17 protein-coding genes are annotated in these 16,666 nt (G+C 58.8%); 15 read left to right on the forward strand and 2 right to left on the reverse strand.

Annotated elements, in window-relative coordinates; genetic code table 11:
- Nucleotides 1-194: 194 nt before the first annotated feature.
- Complete coding sequence (locus VQ830_RS27090; protein ID WP_337271268.1) at nt 195-2,543, reverse strand: hypothetical protein; 2,349 nt, start codon at nt 2,541-2,543, stop codon at nt 195-197.
- 262 nt (nt 2,544-2,805) lie between these two features.
- Between VQ830_RS27090 and VQ830_RS27095 the strand changes: the two genes are divergently transcribed.
- The 9 genes from VQ830_RS27095 to VQ830_RS27135 all read left to right on the forward strand — a co-directional run bounded on the left by VQ830_RS27095 (nt 2,806) and on the right by VQ830_RS27135 (nt 10,746).
- Nucleotides 2,806-3,117 carry a helix-turn-helix domain-containing protein gene (locus VQ830_RS27095; protein WP_337271269.1) on the forward strand — a complete coding sequence of 104 codons (312 nt, stop codon included), beginning with the start codon at nt 2,806-2,808 and terminating at the stop codon, nt 3,115-3,117.
- Nucleotides 3,110-4,363 carry a type II toxin-antitoxin system HipA family toxin gene (locus tag VQ830_RS27100; protein ID WP_337271270.1) on the forward strand — a complete coding sequence of 418 codons (1,254 nt, stop codon included), beginning with the start codon at nt 3,110-3,112 and terminating at the stop codon, nt 4,361-4,363. The genes VQ830_RS27095 and VQ830_RS27100 overlap by 8 nt, the downstream gene beginning before the upstream one ends.
- Before the next feature lie 321 nt (nt 4,364-4,684).
- On the forward strand, nt 4,685-5,113 hold the full coding sequence (locus VQ830_RS27105; RefSeq protein WP_337271271.1) for an acetyl-CoA carboxylase biotin carboxyl carrier protein: 429 nt from the start codon (nt 4,685-4,687) through the stop codon (nt 5,111-5,113).
- The gene (accC, locus tag VQ830_RS27110; protein ID WP_337271272.1) at nt 5,113-6,492 is read left to right on the forward strand and encodes an acetyl-CoA carboxylase biotin carboxylase subunit; all 1,380 of its coding nucleotides are present in this window, start codon (nt 5,113-5,115) and stop codon (nt 6,490-6,492) included. The genes VQ830_RS27105 and accC overlap by 1 nt, the downstream gene beginning before the upstream one ends.
- Nucleotides 6,489-6,887 (forward strand): acetyl-CoA carboxylase biotin carboxyl carrier protein, encoded by a 399-nt coding sequence (locus VQ830_RS27115; RefSeq protein WP_337271273.1) that lies wholly within the window; start codon nt 6,489-6,491, stop codon nt 6,885-6,887. Before accC ends, VQ830_RS27115 begins: the two co-directional genes overlap by 4 nt.
- The gene (gene pxpB / locus VQ830_RS27120; protein WP_438618813.1) at nt 6,884-7,591 is read left to right on the forward strand and encodes a 5-oxoprolinase subunit PxpB; all 708 of its coding nucleotides are present in this window, start codon (nt 6,884-6,886) and stop codon (nt 7,589-7,591) included. The genes VQ830_RS27115 and pxpB overlap by 4 nt, the downstream gene beginning before the upstream one ends.
- On the forward strand, nt 7,588-8,583 hold the full coding sequence (locus tag VQ830_RS27125) for a 5-oxoprolinase subunit C family protein (RefSeq protein ID WP_337271275.1): 996 nt from the start codon (nt 7,588-7,590) through the stop codon (nt 8,581-8,583). Before pxpB ends, VQ830_RS27125 begins: the two co-directional genes overlap by 4 nt.
- A 128-nt stretch (nt 8,584-8,711) precedes the next feature.
- On the forward strand, nt 8,712-9,479 hold the full coding sequence (locus VQ830_RS27130) for a LamB/YcsF family protein (protein WP_337271276.1): 768 nt from the start codon (nt 8,712-8,714) through the stop codon (nt 9,477-9,479).
- Nucleotides 9,480-9,540: 61 nt separating this feature from the next.
- Entirely contained in the window at nt 9,541-10,746 is a 1,206-nt protein-coding gene (locus tag VQ830_RS27135) for a pyridoxal phosphate-dependent aminotransferase (RefSeq protein WP_337271291.1), read from the forward strand.
- Here the strand turns inward: VQ830_RS27135 and nac are convergent.
- The gene (gene nac, locus VQ830_RS27140; protein WP_337271277.1) at nt 10,743-11,648 is read right to left on the reverse strand and encodes a nitrogen assimilation transcriptional regulator NAC; all 906 of its coding nucleotides are present in this window, start codon (nt 11,646-11,648) and stop codon (nt 10,743-10,745) included. The two genes, VQ830_RS27135 and nac, sit on opposite strands and share 4 nt — an antisense overlap.
- A gap of 193 nt (nt 11,649-11,841) precedes the next feature.
- Between nac and VQ830_RS27145 the strand changes: the two genes are divergently transcribed.
- The 6 genes from VQ830_RS27145 (at nt 11,842) to VQ830_RS27170 (ending at nt 16,620) form a co-directional block, all read left to right on the forward strand.
- Nucleotides 11,842-12,618: an SDR family oxidoreductase gene (locus VQ830_RS27145; protein ID WP_337271278.1), complete on the forward strand. Its 777-nt coding sequence runs from the start codon at nt 11,842-11,844 to the stop codon at nt 12,616-12,618.
- Entirely contained in the window at nt 12,615-13,322 is a 708-nt protein-coding gene (locus VQ830_RS27150; protein ID WP_215570280.1) for an amino acid ABC transporter permease, read from the forward strand. Before VQ830_RS27145 ends, VQ830_RS27150 begins: the two co-directional genes overlap by 4 nt.
- Entirely contained in the window at nt 13,319-14,074 is a 756-nt protein-coding gene (locus VQ830_RS27155) for an amino acid ABC transporter permease (RefSeq protein WP_337271279.1), read from the forward strand. Before VQ830_RS27150 ends, VQ830_RS27155 begins: the two co-directional genes overlap by 4 nt.
- Before the next feature lie 137 nt (nt 14,075-14,211).
- Nucleotides 14,212-14,979: an amino acid ABC transporter ATP-binding protein gene (locus tag VQ830_RS27160; protein ID WP_337271292.1), complete on the forward strand. Its 768-nt coding sequence runs from the start codon at nt 14,212-14,214 to the stop codon at nt 14,977-14,979.
- Nucleotides 14,980-15,011: 32 nt separating this feature from the next.
- Nucleotides 15,012-15,848, forward strand: a complete 837-nt coding sequence (locus VQ830_RS27165; RefSeq protein WP_337271280.1) for an ABC transporter substrate-binding protein — start codon at nt 15,012-15,014, stop codon at nt 15,846-15,848.
- Between the two features lie 97 nt (nt 15,849-15,945).
- Nucleotides 15,946-16,620, forward strand: coding sequence for a 4-carboxy-4-hydroxy-2-oxoadipate aldolase/oxaloacetate decarboxylase (locus VQ830_RS27170; RefSeq protein ID WP_337271281.1), 675 nt, complete (start codon nt 15,946-15,948; stop codon nt 16,618-16,620).
- Nucleotides 16,621-16,666 lie beyond the last annotated feature (46 nt).

Consider the following 16,666-nt stretch of genomic DNA (forward strand, 5'->3'; position numbering starts at 1 on the left):
AATCGAAGACGCTCATCCATGACCGAAGTCTCTCTCCACGGCATCTACACCTCCCGATAAAGTCGGAAAGTGTAACCCATGTCTCCGGTACGATTTGTCACCTATCTCTCAGGTCGCACAGCATTGCCATGCAGATGCGGGGGGGGTGATGTGCATCTGCATGGTCGTTGTGGATCAGCTATTGATCCGAGTGGCTATGCAGCCTCCCAAACCTGATTAAGGATTTTCGCCGCAAGTGCAGCTTTGTCCTGCGGCAGGAAGCGACCGTAATGCTTCTGAACGACATCCGGTGTGTCTTGGATGGCATAACTCGCCTGCTCATACGATCCGGTCTGCTTGAGGATATGCGTTGCCAGAATATCCCGAAGATTATGCGGTCCGTGCGGCAGCAATCCCTTGATAGCGCCGCGGCCGGTATAGGGGTTGTAGATGCCATAGCGTTGGATCACGGTGCGCCAGGCTTCATAGAATTTGGTGGAATCGTATGCCGCGTCCAGGCTGGTTGTCTTCACCGTCTTGACGAACAGGGTGCCGGGATCCTTTGCCGGACCAAGCAGCACACCTCGGTGGCGATCGATATAGGCCTCGAGGTATTTGTAGAGGTCGAGCAAATCCGGCAGGATCAGGCGAAACGGCTTTTGTCCGAAAAATGATGAGCCTGAGTTCTTGAAGGCGATTGATGGGATGAGGACCTCCCATCCGTTTTCCCGATCGCTCCAGCGCAATTCACCGCATTTCATGTCTTCCAGTCGTCGCTCCGAAGTCGGGAAATGCCCGCGTGGGCACAAGCGAAGCTGGCGAAGGTTCTTTTGCCGAAGTCCCAGATGCAGGCCGAGGCGCAGTAAAAGGAAAGAGCGGACCGCTTCGGCTGCTGCCCGAGGATAGCGGTTTTCATCCGGCATACGCTTCAGGATCTCATCTGTGATCTTGCGATATTCCAACAGTGGGCTGTCTGCTTCAAGGACCACCATGATCGGCTCGAACGGATCGCGGTGCACGCGCATGACACGCTGGATTTCCTTCGAGCGATTGGCAGCATGCCGGTGGAATGCGTCGCAGGCGCCGTGCCAGTCGCGCGTTGCGAACTCTATCTCCTCCGACGCGATCAGCCCTTCGATTGGCTGAACCTTCTTCAGGAGCTCCGGATGTTGGCGGATCCAGCCCACCTCCGCCCGCGTGAGAGCTTGCGCCACCATCAGCATGTCTTCTTCCCATTTGGTGTAGAAGCCGCGGCGCTGCTCCCGCCATTGGAGGTACCAGGCCCAGACGCCCGGGAAGATCAACAGACCAAAGGTCAGTTGGCTGAGCGGCACACCGCGCCCCTTGACGACGCTGGCGGGTGAGGCAGTGAGTGCACCGAACATGAGGCCGAGATGCTCAACCTTCTGGGATGCGGTTTCCTCACCCCAAACTCCATTTCGTTGGAAGCCGACTGCGGTTAGCGTCGATGTCTTGAAGTGGATCAGATCGGCCATCTCCATAGCCAACCGCGGCGGCGCATCGACGACGCCGGACAGGAGATCAGGATCTTCAAAGGCCTCGGGATTGTGGCTCGTGCTGTCCGGGTTCATTTGTGGTCGTGGAGACAGGGTGCCTCCGCCATAGGTGATCCCTGGAAATCGTATTGCATAACGCTGTTTGGTTGCCGCCGCCTGGTAGCGACGATAGTCGGTTGAGCCCGAGATGATGACCCGGCGCACCCATTCTATGATTTCCTCCCGCTTGGAGAATGGCAAGCTGCTGAAATTATCAGGAAGATGCCATGCAAGTCGTCGCCGCTCCGCAGCGCTGATGTCGCCCATATCATGGCCGTATAGAGAGCGGGATTGGTGCGGCAGCTTTGCTTTGAAATAGCCCTCTCCCAGACGGTAGCGCCGCTCGATGCGGGACAGGATCTCGAAGCTCGTCAGAGATCGCGGCACGCGCTCGCCCTGAACCCATGATAGCAAGGTCTTGTCATCGAACGTCTCGCCCAGGCGAATGACTGAACGGTAGAGTTGCCAGTAGCTCTCACCGAACCGGCGCATCTGATAAACGAGCGCATCGTGGAAGCTGGCCGGATCATCGGTTGCTTCGAACAATGGCTCGGGAAATGGACTGATTGGTTTCGGTTGTGGTCCCCTCGGCTCTGATGACGAGGTAGCCGGGGTCTTGTCGGAGAGGATCTGTCGCGCTCTAGAACGCGTGACAGTTTCCGACTTGCGCCGTACGGAATTGCGCGATTTCGTCCGTGTTTTCGTCGACTGTATGTCGTCAGCGGCAGGTGGTTCGCCGAGCCAGCGGATAATCGCGTCCAGTCCCGGACGGAGCGCCTTCTTCAATTCGGCTGTCAATTGGTTTTCGATCCCGCATGCCTCGCCAATGGCTGTCCAGTCCATACGGCCACTAACGATCGGTGGTGGCCGGCGGTGGATGACAAGACCTATGAGATAGGGCCGGATGCTTTCCAGAACTCGCTGTGAGGCGATTGGCGCGATCCGCACCTCGAAGAAATCCGAGATTTTTCGTTGAAAGTGATGAGTTGAAAGATCGTGTTTTGTCATGCTCTTATTCCGTTCTCTCGGCACCAGTGCCGAGCGCGGGCGGGTAGGAGCGGACATTTAAAGAAGCGTGTATTGCGGGTGTGCTTCCAGTTTCAGTGCCCAGATTGCCTAACATCCTATCGGTAGAGGAGACAAAATTGATCTGTAAGAAGATCTTTTTGTCTCCTATGATCCCTATTGGCGGCATTTAGTTTGACATGGGTAGATACGATGAGATACGTAAACATATCACAATGGGAAAGATGAAGCGTTAAGGTATCGTATGAAGTCGGATTCGCAGGCTCTTCAGGACATAGGAGGGGTGCTCAAGACGTCGCGCAAGACTCTGGGCCTCACCCAGGAGCAGGTTGCGGATATGGCGGGTCTGTCGCGTCCGCGGTACCGCGAGATTGAGGCTGGCGCCAGCGCTGCCCGTACAACCACTCTGATCAACATTGGTCGTGCGCTTGGTCTGGAACTGATGCTCATCCCGCAGGCTATGGTCCCGGCGGTTGAAGCTTTGCTGCAGCCAGGTGGCGCCGAAGATGACCTTCCTGCTTTCGTCGCCAGCCCAGATGGTGATGGCAATGTCTGATACGCCTCTTGATCCAAGATCTGTAACCTCACTGGACGTGTTGCTGAATGACCTGAAGGTCGGCATGATCGTGAGGACGCCGGGAGACTTCAACGCGTTCAGCTTTGAGGAGAGCTATCGACAGACGGGTGGTTTCCCAGTGCTTAGTTTGTCATTTCGCGCGGCACATGGTGGTCTGCGGAAGGACCCGAAGCCTGTCGCAAGGGCTTTGCCACCGTTCTTTGCGAACCTTCTTCCAGAGGATAAACTGCGCGAGGCGATGGAGAAGCACCATTCAGATGGCGTGCGTGCAGGGAATGATTTCGACCTGCTTGCAGCTCTTGGATCGGATCTGCCGGGGGCTGTCCGAATTGTGCCGAGCGAGGGTAGCGTTGTTCGCAATGAGGGTTTGACACCCCCCAGACCAAAGGCCCGGTTTTCGCTCGCCGGTGTGCAGATGAAGCTCTCCGTCATCAAAAATACCGGCAAGGGCGGCGGTCTGACGATCCCCTTGGGCGACGAGCAGGGTTCATATATCGCCAAGTTTCCATCGACATCATTTCCCGGTGTCTCGGAAAACGAATTTGCAAATCTCGCATTGGCCGAAGCGATTGGTATGGAGGTGCCGGAACGCGAGCTCGTGGAAAAATCGCAGTTCGAGGGTATCCCGGAGGAGTTTGAGACATTGTCCGACGGCAAAGTCCTCCTCGTCAAACGTTTCGATCGCGTTGCCGGTGGTGAGCGCGTCCATATCGAAGATTTTGCTCAGGTATTCGGCGTCTATCCGTCTCGAAAATATGAGGGGGCCGCCTATCATGATATCGCTGTGGCTCTTGGGGTCGCCGTTTCTTCAGCGGCAGCCCTCGAGTTCGTCCGACGACTGGCTTTGGCTGTGCTGACAGGCAATGGCGACATGCACCTCAAGAATTGGTCGCTGATTTATCATGGGAAGGGCCACAAGCCGGCACTCGCCCCAGTCTATGATGTCCTCTCGACTGTCCCTTACATTCCGTCGGACGCCATGGCATTGTCGCTGGCTGGTGAAAGACCGTTCAAGGCAATGAACGCCCAGCGATGGAAGGTCTTCGCTCATCGTGCGCGACTGCCTGAAGCTGCTGTGCTGAAGGCTGTGACGGAGGCGGTCGAGCGCGTCAACCAGTCTTGGTGGTCTCTGCCTGAACGAGCTGTTCTACCAGATAGAGTGTTGGAACGGGTTGATGCCCACATCAAGCTGATGTCGCCGATCCTCGGCACGTGCGCTGATTAGCAATTGGTGTTTTTGCTTAACGCGTTAGCCGTTTCGTGGCCCACCAATACCAATCGGTTTGCTGGTTCGAATACCGTCAAGAGCTTGAAAGACATTCAAATCTCCGATTATTCGCTGATACGTTCAGATATCTCTTTACGTGAGCAGTCTCGCCATCCGCCCTCTGATTTTGTCGCGAGCGGGGGTGAAGTCATGGCGACACTCGTCCATACAAACTTCGTCTGACCCCATCGTCGAATGGCTCATGGTACGGAATGAACTGAATTAGCCCCACTGCGATCGCTAGAGGGGCTGTGTTCATTGCAAAATACCAGGCGCGTCATGGATCTGTCGAAAATCAAAGCACTCATCGATTTTGTCGGCCAATCGAATGTGTCCGAACTGGCGGTCACCGAAAAGGACGTGACGGTCCGCATTTTTCGCAACCATCCGCCCGGTCACGCTTCCTCTGCCCCAACGAACGCTGCGGCAGTTGCCACCACATCTGAGAGTGCCGTCGCCGAAACCCCGGCTGTTGCCGTGCCCGTCAAGGCGCCTGTCTTTGGCGTACTGCATCGAGCGCCGGCCCCGGGCGAGCCACCCTTCGTGAAGCTCGGCGATGTAGTCGAGGCGGGGCAGACGCTCTTCGTCATCGAGGCGATGAAGGTCTTCAACACGATTTCAGCCCCGCGCTCGGGGCGCATTGTCCACCTCACAGACATTGATGGCGGTGAAGTGGAGACGGGCAACCTGCTGGCGGAGATCGCTTGATGTCGTCACTTCCCGACAAGAAGCCGCTGTTTGACACAGTCCTCATCGCAAACCGCGGCGAGATCGCAACGCGCATTCAGCGCGCCTGCCGCGATCTCGGGCTTAAAACCGTGGCAGTCTGTTCCGAGGCGGATCGCGACGCGTCCTACGGCAAATCTGCGGACGTGTTTCTCTGCATCGGCCCGTCCAGCGCGTCCAAAAGCTATCTGAACAAGGACGCCATTCTTCTCGCAGCCCGTTTGACCGGGGCAGGGGCCATTCATCCGGGCTACGGCTTTCTTTCGGAAAATGCAGCCTTTGCCGAGGCTATCGAGACTGCGGGACTGGTTTTCATCGGGCCCAATGCCGCCTCGATTGCCACGATGGGGGACAAGATCGCGGCGAAGCGCGCAATGATCGCGGCTGGCGTGCCCTGTGTTCCCGGTCCGGACACGGCGTTGCCGGACGACCAGAGCCTCGTCGAACAGATCGCGCTCGACATCGGTTACCCTGTGATCATCAAGGCGACCGGTGGCGGCGGTGGTCGCGGCATGCGGGTGGTGACGGAACCGGCCCGGTTGCAGGATGCGCTTGCACTGACGCGGGAAGAAGCGCGCCAGGCCTTTGGTTCGCCGGCGCTCTACATGGAGAAGTTTCTCCAGCATCCGCGTCATATCGAAATCCAGGTCCTTTGCGACGCCCATGGCAACGCCGTGTGGCTTGGGCATCGCGATTGCTCCATGCAGCGCCGTCACCAGAAGGTTGTCGAGGAAGCCCCGGCCCCCGGGATTGCTCACGAGATCATCGGGCCGGTCGGTGAAGCCTGTGTCGAGGCCTGTCGGCAGATCGGATATCGCGGGGTCGGAACCTTCGAGTTTCTTTACGAGAACGGAGCGTTCTACTTCATCGAGATGAACACGCGGCTGCAGGTCGAGCATCCGGTCACCGAGCTGACGGCAGGCCTCGACATCGTCCAGCAGCAGATCAAGGCGGCGCAGGGCATTCCGTTGGAACTGACCCAACAGCAGGTGACGTGCGAAGGCCATTCCTTCGAGTGCCGCATCAATGCCGAGGACCCCGAAACATTCATGTCGTCTGCAGGCGTGATCACCGGGCTTGAGCTGCCTGAAGGAGAGGGCATCCGCGTCGATACCCACATCCATGCCGGCTACAAGGTCTCTCCGTATTACGACTCGCTGATTGCCAAAGTGATCGTCCATGCGCCGACGCGTGCCGAAGCATTGGCCAGGATGCGCCAGGCGCTTGCCGACACGCGCGTAGATGGCATCTCCACCAACATTTCCTTCCTGCGCGCACTGTTCGAGGATGCGGCTTTTGCGAAAGGCGAGACGGACATCCACTATCTGGAGCAATGGCTGAAACAGAGGGCCACGCCATGAGCGCGATCGACTTCAGCGATCCGAAAACAATTGCCTTTCTGACCGAAGCGCTGACAGCCGCCGGTGTGGACGGATTGGAAATCTCAAGCGCCTCCGGGAAATTGCGCATTGTCGTCTCCGGTGGTGAAAACCACGTTTCGCAAGCGGCCAGAGCTTCATCCAAACCCGCTGTGATCAAGGCACCGATGGCGGGGATTTTTCAGCTCCGGGATTCCGCTTCAGCAGACCTTCCACATTCCGTCGCTGCCGCCGATGTTCTGGCCTTTTTGCGGGTCGGCCATGTTCTGGTTCCCCTGAAAGCGGGACATTCCGGTGTCTTGAGCAGGCGGCTGATAGAACCTGGCACGCTGGTCGGGTTCGGTGATGCCCTGTTCGAGATCGAGGCCCAGTCATGATAGCGACAGTGCACACACACATGCAGCCATTGACCATCATTCCCGTCGTCAAGGACCATGCTCGCATCTCCGCGATCGGCAGCCGATCCTTTCTGCTGGAGGCGCCCGGTGAGTTCGACCTGCCTGCCCAGCGTCGCATCTGGGCCCTGTCCCAGACGCTGAAGGGCTGGACCGATCTGGCGGAAATCATTCCCGGTATGACCAACCTTCTCGCCATTTTCAAGCAGACGCCCGAGGATCCGGCTAAGGTCATCGATCGGCTGTCTAAGGCCTGGGACGCGGCTCGCAGCATCGATCTTGCCGGGAAAACCATCGAGATTCCCGTCCACTACGGCGGAGAATACGCGACCGATCTGCCGGCATTGTGTGACCTGTCGGGGCTTGCCGATCGCGAAGTGGTCCGCATCCATCACGAGGCGACCTACCGGGTGTTCGCGCTCGGCAGCGCGCCGGGCTTTGGTTATCTCCACGGTCTCGATCCCCGCATCTACATGCCCCGCAAGACCGTGCCGTCGCTGAAGATGGAGAAGGGCTGCGTGACGATCGGCGGGATGCAGACCGGCGTTGCCATGCTCACCGGACCCAATGGCTGGAATTCCATAGGCTTTGCCGATCTGCAGATGTTCGACCCGCAATCTTCGACGCCGGCCATGATGGCGCCGGGCGATATTGTCCGGTTCGTGCCCGCGAGGATCGAGCTATGATTGAGATCCTTGAAACCGGCCCCTTCAACACCGTGCAGGACCTCGGACGTCCGGGTTATCGAGATATCGGTGTTTCGGCCAGCGGCGCCATGGACCCACTTGCCGTCAGGATCGGTAACAGTCTTGTCGGCAATGATGAGGGCGCGGCCGCGCTGGAGATCCAGACATTTCCGCTCCGCCTGCAATTCACCGACCGGACCGTGTTTGCCGTTACCGGCACGGATGGCAATCCGGTCTTGGACGTTATCGAACTGCCTGCATGGTGCGCCTTCACTGCCGAGGCGGGCCAGATTCTTGAGCTGAGGCAGCCGCCGAAACTCGCCCGCGCCTATCTCTGTGTTGCCGGTGGCATGGACGTGCCCTCGGTCATGGGGTCGCGTAGCACATCCTTGCGTGGCGGCTTTGGCGGATATGCGGGCCGGCCTCTGGAGAAGGGCGACCAGATAATCGCGGGGGCTGCCTCCACCAACATTCCGCTGCCCGCCTCGGGTCTGGCGGTGGTGGAGCCGTGGATAGCCCTGCAGGATGTTTTCCCTTCGTCCGCTGATGGAACTTTGCTGATCCGTGCCCTGCCGGCCGGCGAGCATGGCCTCTTTGCGGATGATGGCAAGGCGTTCTGGGATCAGACCTGGCGCATCTCGTCGCGCAGCGACCGCACGGGCTACCGCCTGTCCGGCGACGCCATCGTACCGACGGAAACCGTCGAGATGCGATCGCATGGCGTGGTGCCGGGCGTGATCCAGGTTCCGCCCGGTGGCGAACCCATCGTGCAGATGAGCGATGCGAATACCGCCGGCGGCTATCCCAAGATTGCCGGTGTGATCGAATGCGATCTGTGGCGTCTCGGTCAGGCCCGTATCGGCAGCCGCGTGCAGTTCGTCCGTTCGAGCCATGCGGAGGCGCGGGCAGTGGAAAAAGCCGTCGAACGCTACATCGCAGACTTGAGGCACACCATACCGATGGTCAAACGCGCTCTGAAGGCAATGGCTTGAGCATGCGGGCTAGAGCATTTCCACGAAAAGTGGATACCGGTTTTCCGTTCGGAAATGCCTAAAATCAAATAGTTAGAGTGTTTCCGTGAAGCGCGGAAACGCTCTGTCGGCGATGAGAGGAACTTAGGATGAAGATCGATCTGAATTCCGACATGGGCGAAGGATTTGGTCCGTACCGGTTGTGCGACGATGAGGCGATGATGCAAATCGTTTCCTCCGCCAACATCGCCTGCGGTTTTCATGGCGGCGACCCCGACACGATGGCGCGGATGGTGCGGCTGGCGAAGGCCAACGGCGTCGGTATCGGTGCGCATCCGGGTCTGCCGGACCGGCTCGGTTTCGGGCGTCGCGAAATGCCGTATCAGCCGGATGAACTGCGCCAGCAGATGCTTTACCAGCTCGGTGCCCTGATCGCGATCGCCAGAGCCGAGGGTATGAAGGTTGGCCATTTCAGCTTCCACGCGGCCATGGGAACCATGGTCGAGCGTGATCCGGCCGTTGCAGACCTGATGATGCAGGCGATTGTCGCGGTGGACCCAGGTCTGGCTATTTTCGTGACCGCAGGCAGTGAAATTGAAAAGGCTGCAAAGCGGGCTGGCTTGAAGACGCTGGCATTGTTCCTCGCTGACCGCGCCTATGATGCGCGTGGCAAACTTGTTGTGCGTGGTCTGCCCGGCGCGCTTGTCAAGGACGAGGCATCGGTACGCGCCCGCGTGCGTCGCTTCCTCGTTGATAGAACCGTCGAGGCAATCGATGGAACGGTCATTCCAATGCAAGCGCGTTCCATTCTCGTCCATAGCGACACGCCCGGTTCACTGAAGCTTGCCCGCATCGTGCGCAGCGAAATCGAGGCGGCCGGCGCCACGCTCGTACCAGCGGCGGAGCTCGCCAGCTGACATGCCTGATCGCCCATCCGGCGTTCCTCCAATTTCAATCCACCATCGAAAGACCATGCTGATGTCCGTCACAGCCGACCGCCTCAAGAATGTCTCCATCTCCGCCTCCGCAGCCATGACCCAGCGCGCCCGAGAGCTGGCAGCCAAGGGTATCAAGGTCGTCAGCCTCTCCTCCGGCGAGCCAGATTTTCCGACGCCAGCCCACGCAATCGAGGCCGCCTATTCTGCCGCCCTGAACGGTGACACCAAATATCCCCCCATGGACGGCACGGCAGCGCTCAAGGCCGCCATTTCCAGGAAGTTCAAGCGCGATAACAATCTGGATTACGATGCTAGCCAGATTATCGTCTCGGCCGGTGGCAAGCAGGTCATCTTCAATGCGATGCTGGCAACCTGCAATCCCGGCGATGAAGTCGTGATCCCCACACCCTCCTGGGTCAGCTATGCCGATATCGTCAAGTTCGCCGGTGGTGTTCCTGTCGCAGTCCCCTGCTTCGAGCAGGTTGGCTTCAAGCTGCGCGCGGAAGACCTGGAAGCCGCCATCACGCCGCGGACCAAGTGGCTGTTTCTGAACTTCCCGAACAACCCAACCGGCGCCGCCTGCTCGCGGGCGGAAATGGCGGCGATCGCTGAAGTGATGCTGCGCCATCCTGACGTGTTGATCCTGACCGATGATATCTACGAGCATCTGGTCTATGACGATTTCGAATTCTGCACGATCGCCGAGGTCGAACCCCGTCTCTATGATCGCGTACTGACGATGAATGGTGTCTCGAAGGCCTATGCGATGACCGGCTGGCGGCTGGGCTTCTGTGCGAGCGGTTCGAAGGAACTGATGGCCGCGATCAGCAATGTCAATGGCCAGAACAGCGGTGGCATCTCGACCCTGACCCAAGCGGCTGCGATTGCCGCACTCGATGGTCCCCAGGACCTGCTGAAGGAACGTGCGGCGATCTACAAAGCGCGCCGAGATTTCGTCATCGACAGGCTGTCGGAGGTGGAAGGACTTCGCTGCCACAAGCCCGAAGGTGCCTTTTACGTCTATCCCAACATGTCGGGTCTGATCGGAAAGACCAGCAAGGGCGGTCGCAAGATCGATAGCGATGTGGATTTCGTCATGGCGCTGGTCGATGAACACCACGTCGCCACCGTTCAGGGTGCCGCCTACGGCATGAGCCCGTTTTTCCGCATTTCCTATGCAACCAGCATGGAGATGCTGGAAGAAGGTTGCGCTCGCATCGCCCAGTTCTGCAGGGATATGCGTTAAATCTTGAGCCCTTCGGTCAGTTCGACCAGAATGTCCCTGACCGCAAGCGCCGGCTCCGACAGTGGATTTTGATCGGAAACACACAAAGAAAGCGTCTCCTCGATCCGCGGGGAGATGATCCGGCAGATCAGCGGCTCGCTGGTTTCCGTCATGATACGGTCGGCAATGGCTTTTGGCATGATCGTCGCGCCAAGACCTGCGGCCACCGCGCGCGCCAAGGTGCGCACGATCTCGACTTCCGCCACCACTTTCATGCTGTTGCGGGTGCGGGTAAAGGCGGTGTCCACCGCACGGCGGACGAAGTTGTAGGCGGGCGGCAGCAGCAGAGGCATGCCGTCCAGCGCCGCCAAAGGCACCGGCTTGCCATCATCTTCGATCGCAAAGTTACGATGCGCGACCAGATAGAAGTCCTCTCTGAGGATGGGATCGAACCGCACGCCCTTGATCGGCCCCGTTCCGTGGATCAATGCCATTTCCAACCGGCCGTTCATGATCATCTGGCTATAGGTCTGGCCGACACTCTCGGTCAGGTGCAGCAGGATGCCGGGATGACGCCGGCGGGTCTCCGCCAGAAGATCAACCGACAGGGTGGCCGCGCTGCTGAAAGGCACCAGACCAACGGAAACGCGTCCGGCCAGCGAATTGCCGGCTGCCGATGCATCGGCCTGCGCCTGTTCCATTTGCCGCAGGATGATCTGGGCGTGGCGATAAACCGCATGGCCCGCATCCGTCATGCTGACACCTTGCTGACTGCGTATCAAAAGCTTCTGGCCAAAATGTTCTTCCAGCGCGGCCAGCTGCTGGCTAAGCGCCGGCTGCGCGATATGCAGAAGATCGGCTGCACGCGTGATGCTCCCGCTGTCGACAATCACGATGAAGGATTTGAGGCGCCTGATGTCCATTTGATCGGGATGCTTTTGTTCTCTCTCGGCGCATGTTTACAGAGGCGAGCTCCGTTTGCAAACGCCGGGCTTCCGTTTACTGGCGCAGAAGCGGGGCTCCATACAACTTGCTTATTGCTCCAGAGATAATCGGTCTTAGGCAAGCAATTGAAGCGTCGCTAATGTCTGCGGCAACAAAAAAAAGGGGACTTCAATGCCATTCTCCGATTACAAGACAGCCTTGGTGACGGGAGCATCCTCCGGCATCGGCGCTGCCATCGTCGAGCGCTTTCGTCGCGAGAATATCGAAGTGCACGCCATTGCCCGTAGCGGCGATGCGCTCAAGGCTCTTGCCGAACGGACCGGGTGCATCGCGCATGTCATCGATGTGACGGATCGCGCCGCGATCGCCGACCTCGCATCCCGGGTTCCTTTCGACATCCTCGTGAACAATGCCGGTGTCGACCGACCCAAAAAGTTCCTGGACGCCGATGAAGGTGACATCGATCTGCTTGTCGACGTCAATCTGCGCGCAGTTCTGCACATCTGCCGGCTGATCGTTCCGGGAATGGTTGCCCGCGACTGCGGTCACGTCATCAACATCTCTTCGATTGCCGGCAACTACAATTTCGGTGGCAACTCCACCTATCATGCCGTCAAGGCCGGTGTGGCCATGCTGTCTAACCAGCTACGGCTGGATGCCTTCGGCAAGCGTGTCCGCGTCACGGAAGTCTGCCCGGGTCGCGTGGCGACGGATATCTTCAACCACGTGCATGGTAATGATCCGAGCATTCGCGAACGCTTCATCGACGGCTTCGAGCTCCCTCAGGCCGCCGACATTGCGGACGCGATCGCCTTTGCAATTGCGGCGCCGGTGGCCGTCAATATCGGTCACATGGAGATTACGCCGACACTCCAGGTGATGGGTGGGCTTCAGACGGCACGGCCCCAGCCGCTTCAGGCCGACGAACCCGGGGAGCCGAAGCGGTGAGTGGATTCGACCTTTCGGCCATTCTCAAGGATCCGGCCTCTGTCGCCATGCTGCTGCATGGCGTCGAGATGACCTTCGTCATCTTTGCCGGGTCGTGGCTTTTGGCGATGGTCCTCGCGCTCACGCTTCTGTCCATCCGCTTTTCTCCGTTTCGCTTCGGCGAATACGTCGTTGCAGCCTACGTTTCCTATCATCGCAACGTGCCGACGCTGGTTCAGCTGATGCTGTGGTATTTCGGCATTTTCACTTTGATGCCGAACGGATTGACCTCCTGGCTTTCCGCCCACAATGCCGAAACGATCTTCGCCATCATCGGTCTCGGGCTTTGCCAGGCCGCCTATTTCAGCGAAGATCTGCGCTCCGGGCTGCGCTCCGTTAGTCCCGGGCAGATGGAAGCGGCCAAAGCGCTCGGTCACGGTTATCTGTCGGCGATGCGCTTCGTGATCTTGCCTCAGGGTGTTCGCAATGCGCTGCCGCCGCTCATCAATCACAGTGTATCGCTCTTCAAGAACAGCAGCCTGGCCATCATCATCGGTGCACCGGAACTGACCCATGCGGTCAAGGAAATTGAAAACCTGAGCTTCCGGACCTTCGAGATCTACCTGATCGGCACGGTGCTCTATCTGTTCTTTTCTCTGCTGATCATGGGTGCCGGTGCCTATCTGTCGCTGCGTGCAGACCCGGTTCGGAGGGCGCGCGCATGATCACGGACATCATCACCATCATCAAGGACTACTGGCTTCTGCTGTTGATCGGTCAGTTTCCGAACGGCCCGCTGGGCGGTCTGGTCAATACGCTGATCCTGTCGGCGCTCAGTATCGCGCTTGCCTTTCCGATCAGCATCCTGTTTGCCCTGGCGCGCCTGTCGAAATGGCGGGCATTGCGGTGGCCCGTCACGGCACTCGTCTACATCACGCGCGGCGTGCCGCTGCTGATGCTGGTTCTGTGGAGCTATTTCCTGGTACCGTTGTTGACCGGGGCGGATGTTCCAAGCTTTGTCACCATGCTGACGACGCTGGTCATCTACCAGGGAGCATTTCTCAGCGAGGTCGTTCGCGGCGGCATCGTCGCGCTCGGTCATGGGCAGATGGAAGCAGCCAAGGCGCTGGGACACAGCTATCTGGGCGCGATGCGGTTCATCATCCTGCCGCAGGCGCTTTACAATATGATCCCGAGCATCATCTCGACCTTCGTGTCCACGATCAAGGATACGACGATCGGCTATGTCATCAACGTGCCGGATCTCACCTTCGCGGCAAGCCAGGTCAACAACCAGCTTCTGACACAGCCCTTCCAGGTCTTTCTTATCCTGGCGATCGTCTATTACGCCATCTGCTGGAGCCTGACTCAGGTCGCCAACATCATCGAGCGACGGATTACCCGCCGGCGCGCCGGACCATCCCGCGCGGCAGTTGCAACTCTGGCGCCGTCCAAAATCCAATCGGAGCAGCCATGACCATGTCCGCACCCACTTCGCAGCAGGCCCCGGCGATCCGCCTGTCCAACGTTTACAAGAGCTATGGCGATCATCCTGTTTTGAAAAACANCGGCAGTTGCAACTCTGGCGCCGTCCAAAATCCAATCGGAGCAGCCATGACCATGTCCGCACCCACTTCGCAGCAGGCCCCGGCGATCCGCCTGTCCAACGTTTACAAGAGCTATGGCGATCATCCTGTTTTGAAAAACATCGATGCCTCTGTTGCGCGCGGCGAGGTGGTGGTGATCTGCGGCCCGTCCGGTTCGGGCAAGTCCACGCTGATCCGCACCATCAACCGTCTGGAAGAGATCAACAGTGGTTCGATCATCTTCGACGGCCAGGATATTCATGCCAGCATGCCGGCGAAGAAGCTCAATCTTCTGCGCAGCAGCATCGGCTTCGTATTCCAGAATTTCAACCTTTTCCCGCATCTGTCGGTGGTCGAGAACGTCTCGATGTCGCCGGTGCGCGTGAAGGGCGTTGCACCGGATGTGGCCTATGACAAGGCGCTGAAGCTGCTTGATCGCGTGGGTCTTGCGGAAAAGGCAAACGCCTATCCCGGACAGCTCTCCGGCGGACAGCAGCAGCGTGTGGCCATCGCCCGCGCGCTCGCCATGGAGCCGCCGGTCATGCTGTTCGATGAGCCGACCAGCGCGCTGGATCCCGAAATGGTCGGGGAAGTCCTCTCGGTGATGAAAAGCCTCGCGGCCGAAGGCATGACCATGTTGTGCGTCACGCATGAAATGGGGTTTGCCCGCGACGTTGCCGACCGCATCTGGTTCATCGATGCGGGCGAAATCCTCGAGACGGCTCCGCCGGAAGAGTTCTTCAAGACACCCCGCCATCCCCGTGCGCAGCGGTTCCTCGCCGATCTGCGCCACTGATATCCAAAACCAAAAAACAAAGGAGAGCAGCAATGAACTGGAAATGCATCACTCTGGCGGCGGCACTTGCCGGTACTGCAGCCATCTCGCCGGCCAAGGCGGATCAACTCGACACGATCATGTCGTCGAAGACGCTGCGTTGCGCAACGTTTGCTGACGTGCCCCCTTTCTCCTCGCCAGATCCGAAGACCCGTGAAATGGTCGGCTTCGACGTCGATCTGTGCAACGCCATCGGCAAGGCACTCGGCGTAAAGGTGGAAATCAAGCCTGTGTCCGTCGAGGCCCGCGTGCCCGAGGTCAAGCTCGGTCGTGTTGATATCACGGTGGCCAACCTTGCCTATACACTGAGCCGCGCCGAACAGATCCAATTCAGCGACCCCTATTATCTCGCCAAGGAAATGTTGATTGTTCCGGTTGACGATCCCGGCCAGAAGAAGACTGATTTCGAGGGCCAGCGCCTGGCGTCAACCAAGGGCTCAACGTCGGAAATGTCGATCAAGCTCAACAAGTCAGATCCCTTGACCTTCCAGGATACGGCGTCTGCGTACCTCGCGGCCCAACAGGGCAAGGCGCGGGGCATGGTCGCCAACACGATGACGACGACCAAGCTGGTCTTGGAATCGAAGACCAAGGGCAAGGAAATGCGGATGATTCCGGAGCCGATGCTCTACCAGCCGATCGGCATCGGCATGGCCAAGGACAATCCGGCGCTCACCGCCAAGGTCAACGAAGTCCTGCGCAAGCTCGATACATCTGGTGAACTGAACCAGATCTGGGACAAGTGGCTTGGCCTGAACACCGATTACAAGATGACACGCACCGACAAGGTCGTGCCGCTTGCCGAACTGAAATTCGATCCGATCCCATAAGCCGAACGGCCGGGACCCAACTCAACCAAAAAAATGTCAGTGCTCATGGCGGTGGAGATGGTTCTGCCGCCACGGGTACCTGTGCGAGGAAATCCAAGTGATCCACATCAAAGACATCGCAGAACGCCCGTCCAAGGCCGATATCGAGGCGCTTGCAAAGTTCTCTCCGGCAACGATCCATGAAGCCCAGGGCCGCCGCGGCGCATTGTCGTCGCGATTGAAGCCGGTGGATTATCGCATGAAGCTTTGCGGTCCGGCTTTCACAGTGAAATCCTCTCCGCGCGACAACATTATGCTGCAGCTTGCCATCAACTATGCCAAGCCGGGCGATATCATCGTGGTTTCGGCCGGAGAGTATGAAGAGGCGGGGTCTTTCGGGGACGTGCTGGCCAATGCCTGCCTTGCCAAGGGTATTGGTGGTCTCGTCACCGATACCGGCGTGCGCGATACGCTGCAGCTTCGCGAACTGGGCTTGCCAGTGTTCTCGCTCAGTACCTGCATCAAGGGCACCGTCAAGGAGACCCTCGGCACGACCAACGATTCCATTATCGTCGGCGGCGAGATCATCCATCCGGGCGATGTCATCGTTGGCGATGCAGATGGTCTGGTCGTGGTTCGCCGCAACGAAGTGGCGGAAGTGGCGAAGCTTTCGCAGGCCCGCGAGGATGCCGAAGCAGGCTATATCGCTGCCTACAAGGCCGGAAAGTCTGTGGTGGAAGTCTCCAACCTGGAAGCCGTGCTGAAGGCAAAGGGCCTGGTCGTCGATATCTGATCGGCGGCCACACCAGTCGACCCCATGGCATTTTTCATATCGTAGA

Source organism: Oryzifoliimicrobium ureilyticum (assembly GCF_037199735.1).
Taxonomy (GTDB): domain Bacteria; phylum Pseudomonadota; class Alphaproteobacteria; order Rhizobiales; family Rhizobiaceae; genus Rhizobium; species Rhizobium ureilyticus.

Excerpts from the sequence above, each read along its gene's own strand:
- VQ830_RS27090 (WP_337271268.1), bottom strand. The coding sequence starts at position 2,543 with ATGACAAAACACGATCTTTCAACTCATCACTTTCAACGAAAAATCTCG.
- VQ830_RS27115 (WP_337271273.1), top strand. The coding sequence starts at position 6,489 with ATGAGCGCGATCGACTTCAGCGATCCGAAAACAATTGCCTTTCTGACC.
- VQ830_RS27105 (WP_337271271.1), top strand. The coding sequence starts at position 4,685 with ATGGATCTGTCGAAAATCAAAGCACTCATCGATTTTGTCGGCCAATCG.
- VQ830_RS27095 (WP_337271269.1), top strand. The coding sequence starts at position 2,806 with ATGAAGTCGGATTCGCAGGCTCTTCAGGACATAGGAGGGGTGCTCAAG.
- VQ830_RS27135 (WP_337271291.1), top strand. The coding sequence starts at position 9,541 with ATGTCCGTCACAGCCGACCGCCTCAAGAATGTCTCCATCTCCGCCTCC.
- VQ830_RS27145 (WP_337271278.1), top strand. The coding sequence starts at position 11,842 with ATGCCATTCTCCGATTACAAGACAGCCTTGGTGACGGGAGCATCCTCC.
- VQ830_RS27125 (WP_337271275.1), top strand. The coding sequence starts at position 7,588 with ATGATTGAGATCCTTGAAACCGGCCCCTTCAACACCGTGCAGGACCTC.
- VQ830_RS27160 (WP_337271292.1), top strand. The coding sequence starts at position 14,212 with ATGACCATGTCCGCACCCACTTCGCAGCAGGCCCCGGCGATCCGCCTG.
- pxpB (WP_438618813.1), top strand. The coding sequence starts at position 6,884 with ATGATAGCGACAGTGCACACACACATGCAGCCATTGACCATCATTCCC.
- VQ830_RS27100 (WP_337271270.1), top strand. The coding sequence starts at position 3,110 with ATGTCTGATACGCCTCTTGATCCAAGATCTGTAACCTCACTGGACGTG.
- VQ830_RS27130 (WP_337271276.1), top strand. The coding sequence starts at position 8,712 with ATGAAGATCGATCTGAATTCCGACATGGGCGAAGGATTTGGTCCGTAC.
- nac (WP_337271277.1), bottom strand. The coding sequence starts at position 11,648 with ATGGACATCAGGCGCCTCAAATCCTTCATCGTGATTGTCGACAGCGGG.
- VQ830_RS27165 (WP_337271280.1), top strand. The coding sequence starts at position 15,012 with ATGAACTGGAAATGCATCACTCTGGCGGCGGCACTTGCCGGTACTGCA.
- accC (WP_337271272.1), top strand. The coding sequence starts at position 5,113 with ATGTCGTCACTTCCCGACAAGAAGCCGCTGTTTGACACAGTCCTCATC.
- VQ830_RS27155 (WP_337271279.1), top strand. The coding sequence starts at position 13,319 with ATGATCACGGACATCATCACCATCATCAAGGACTACTGGCTTCTGCTG.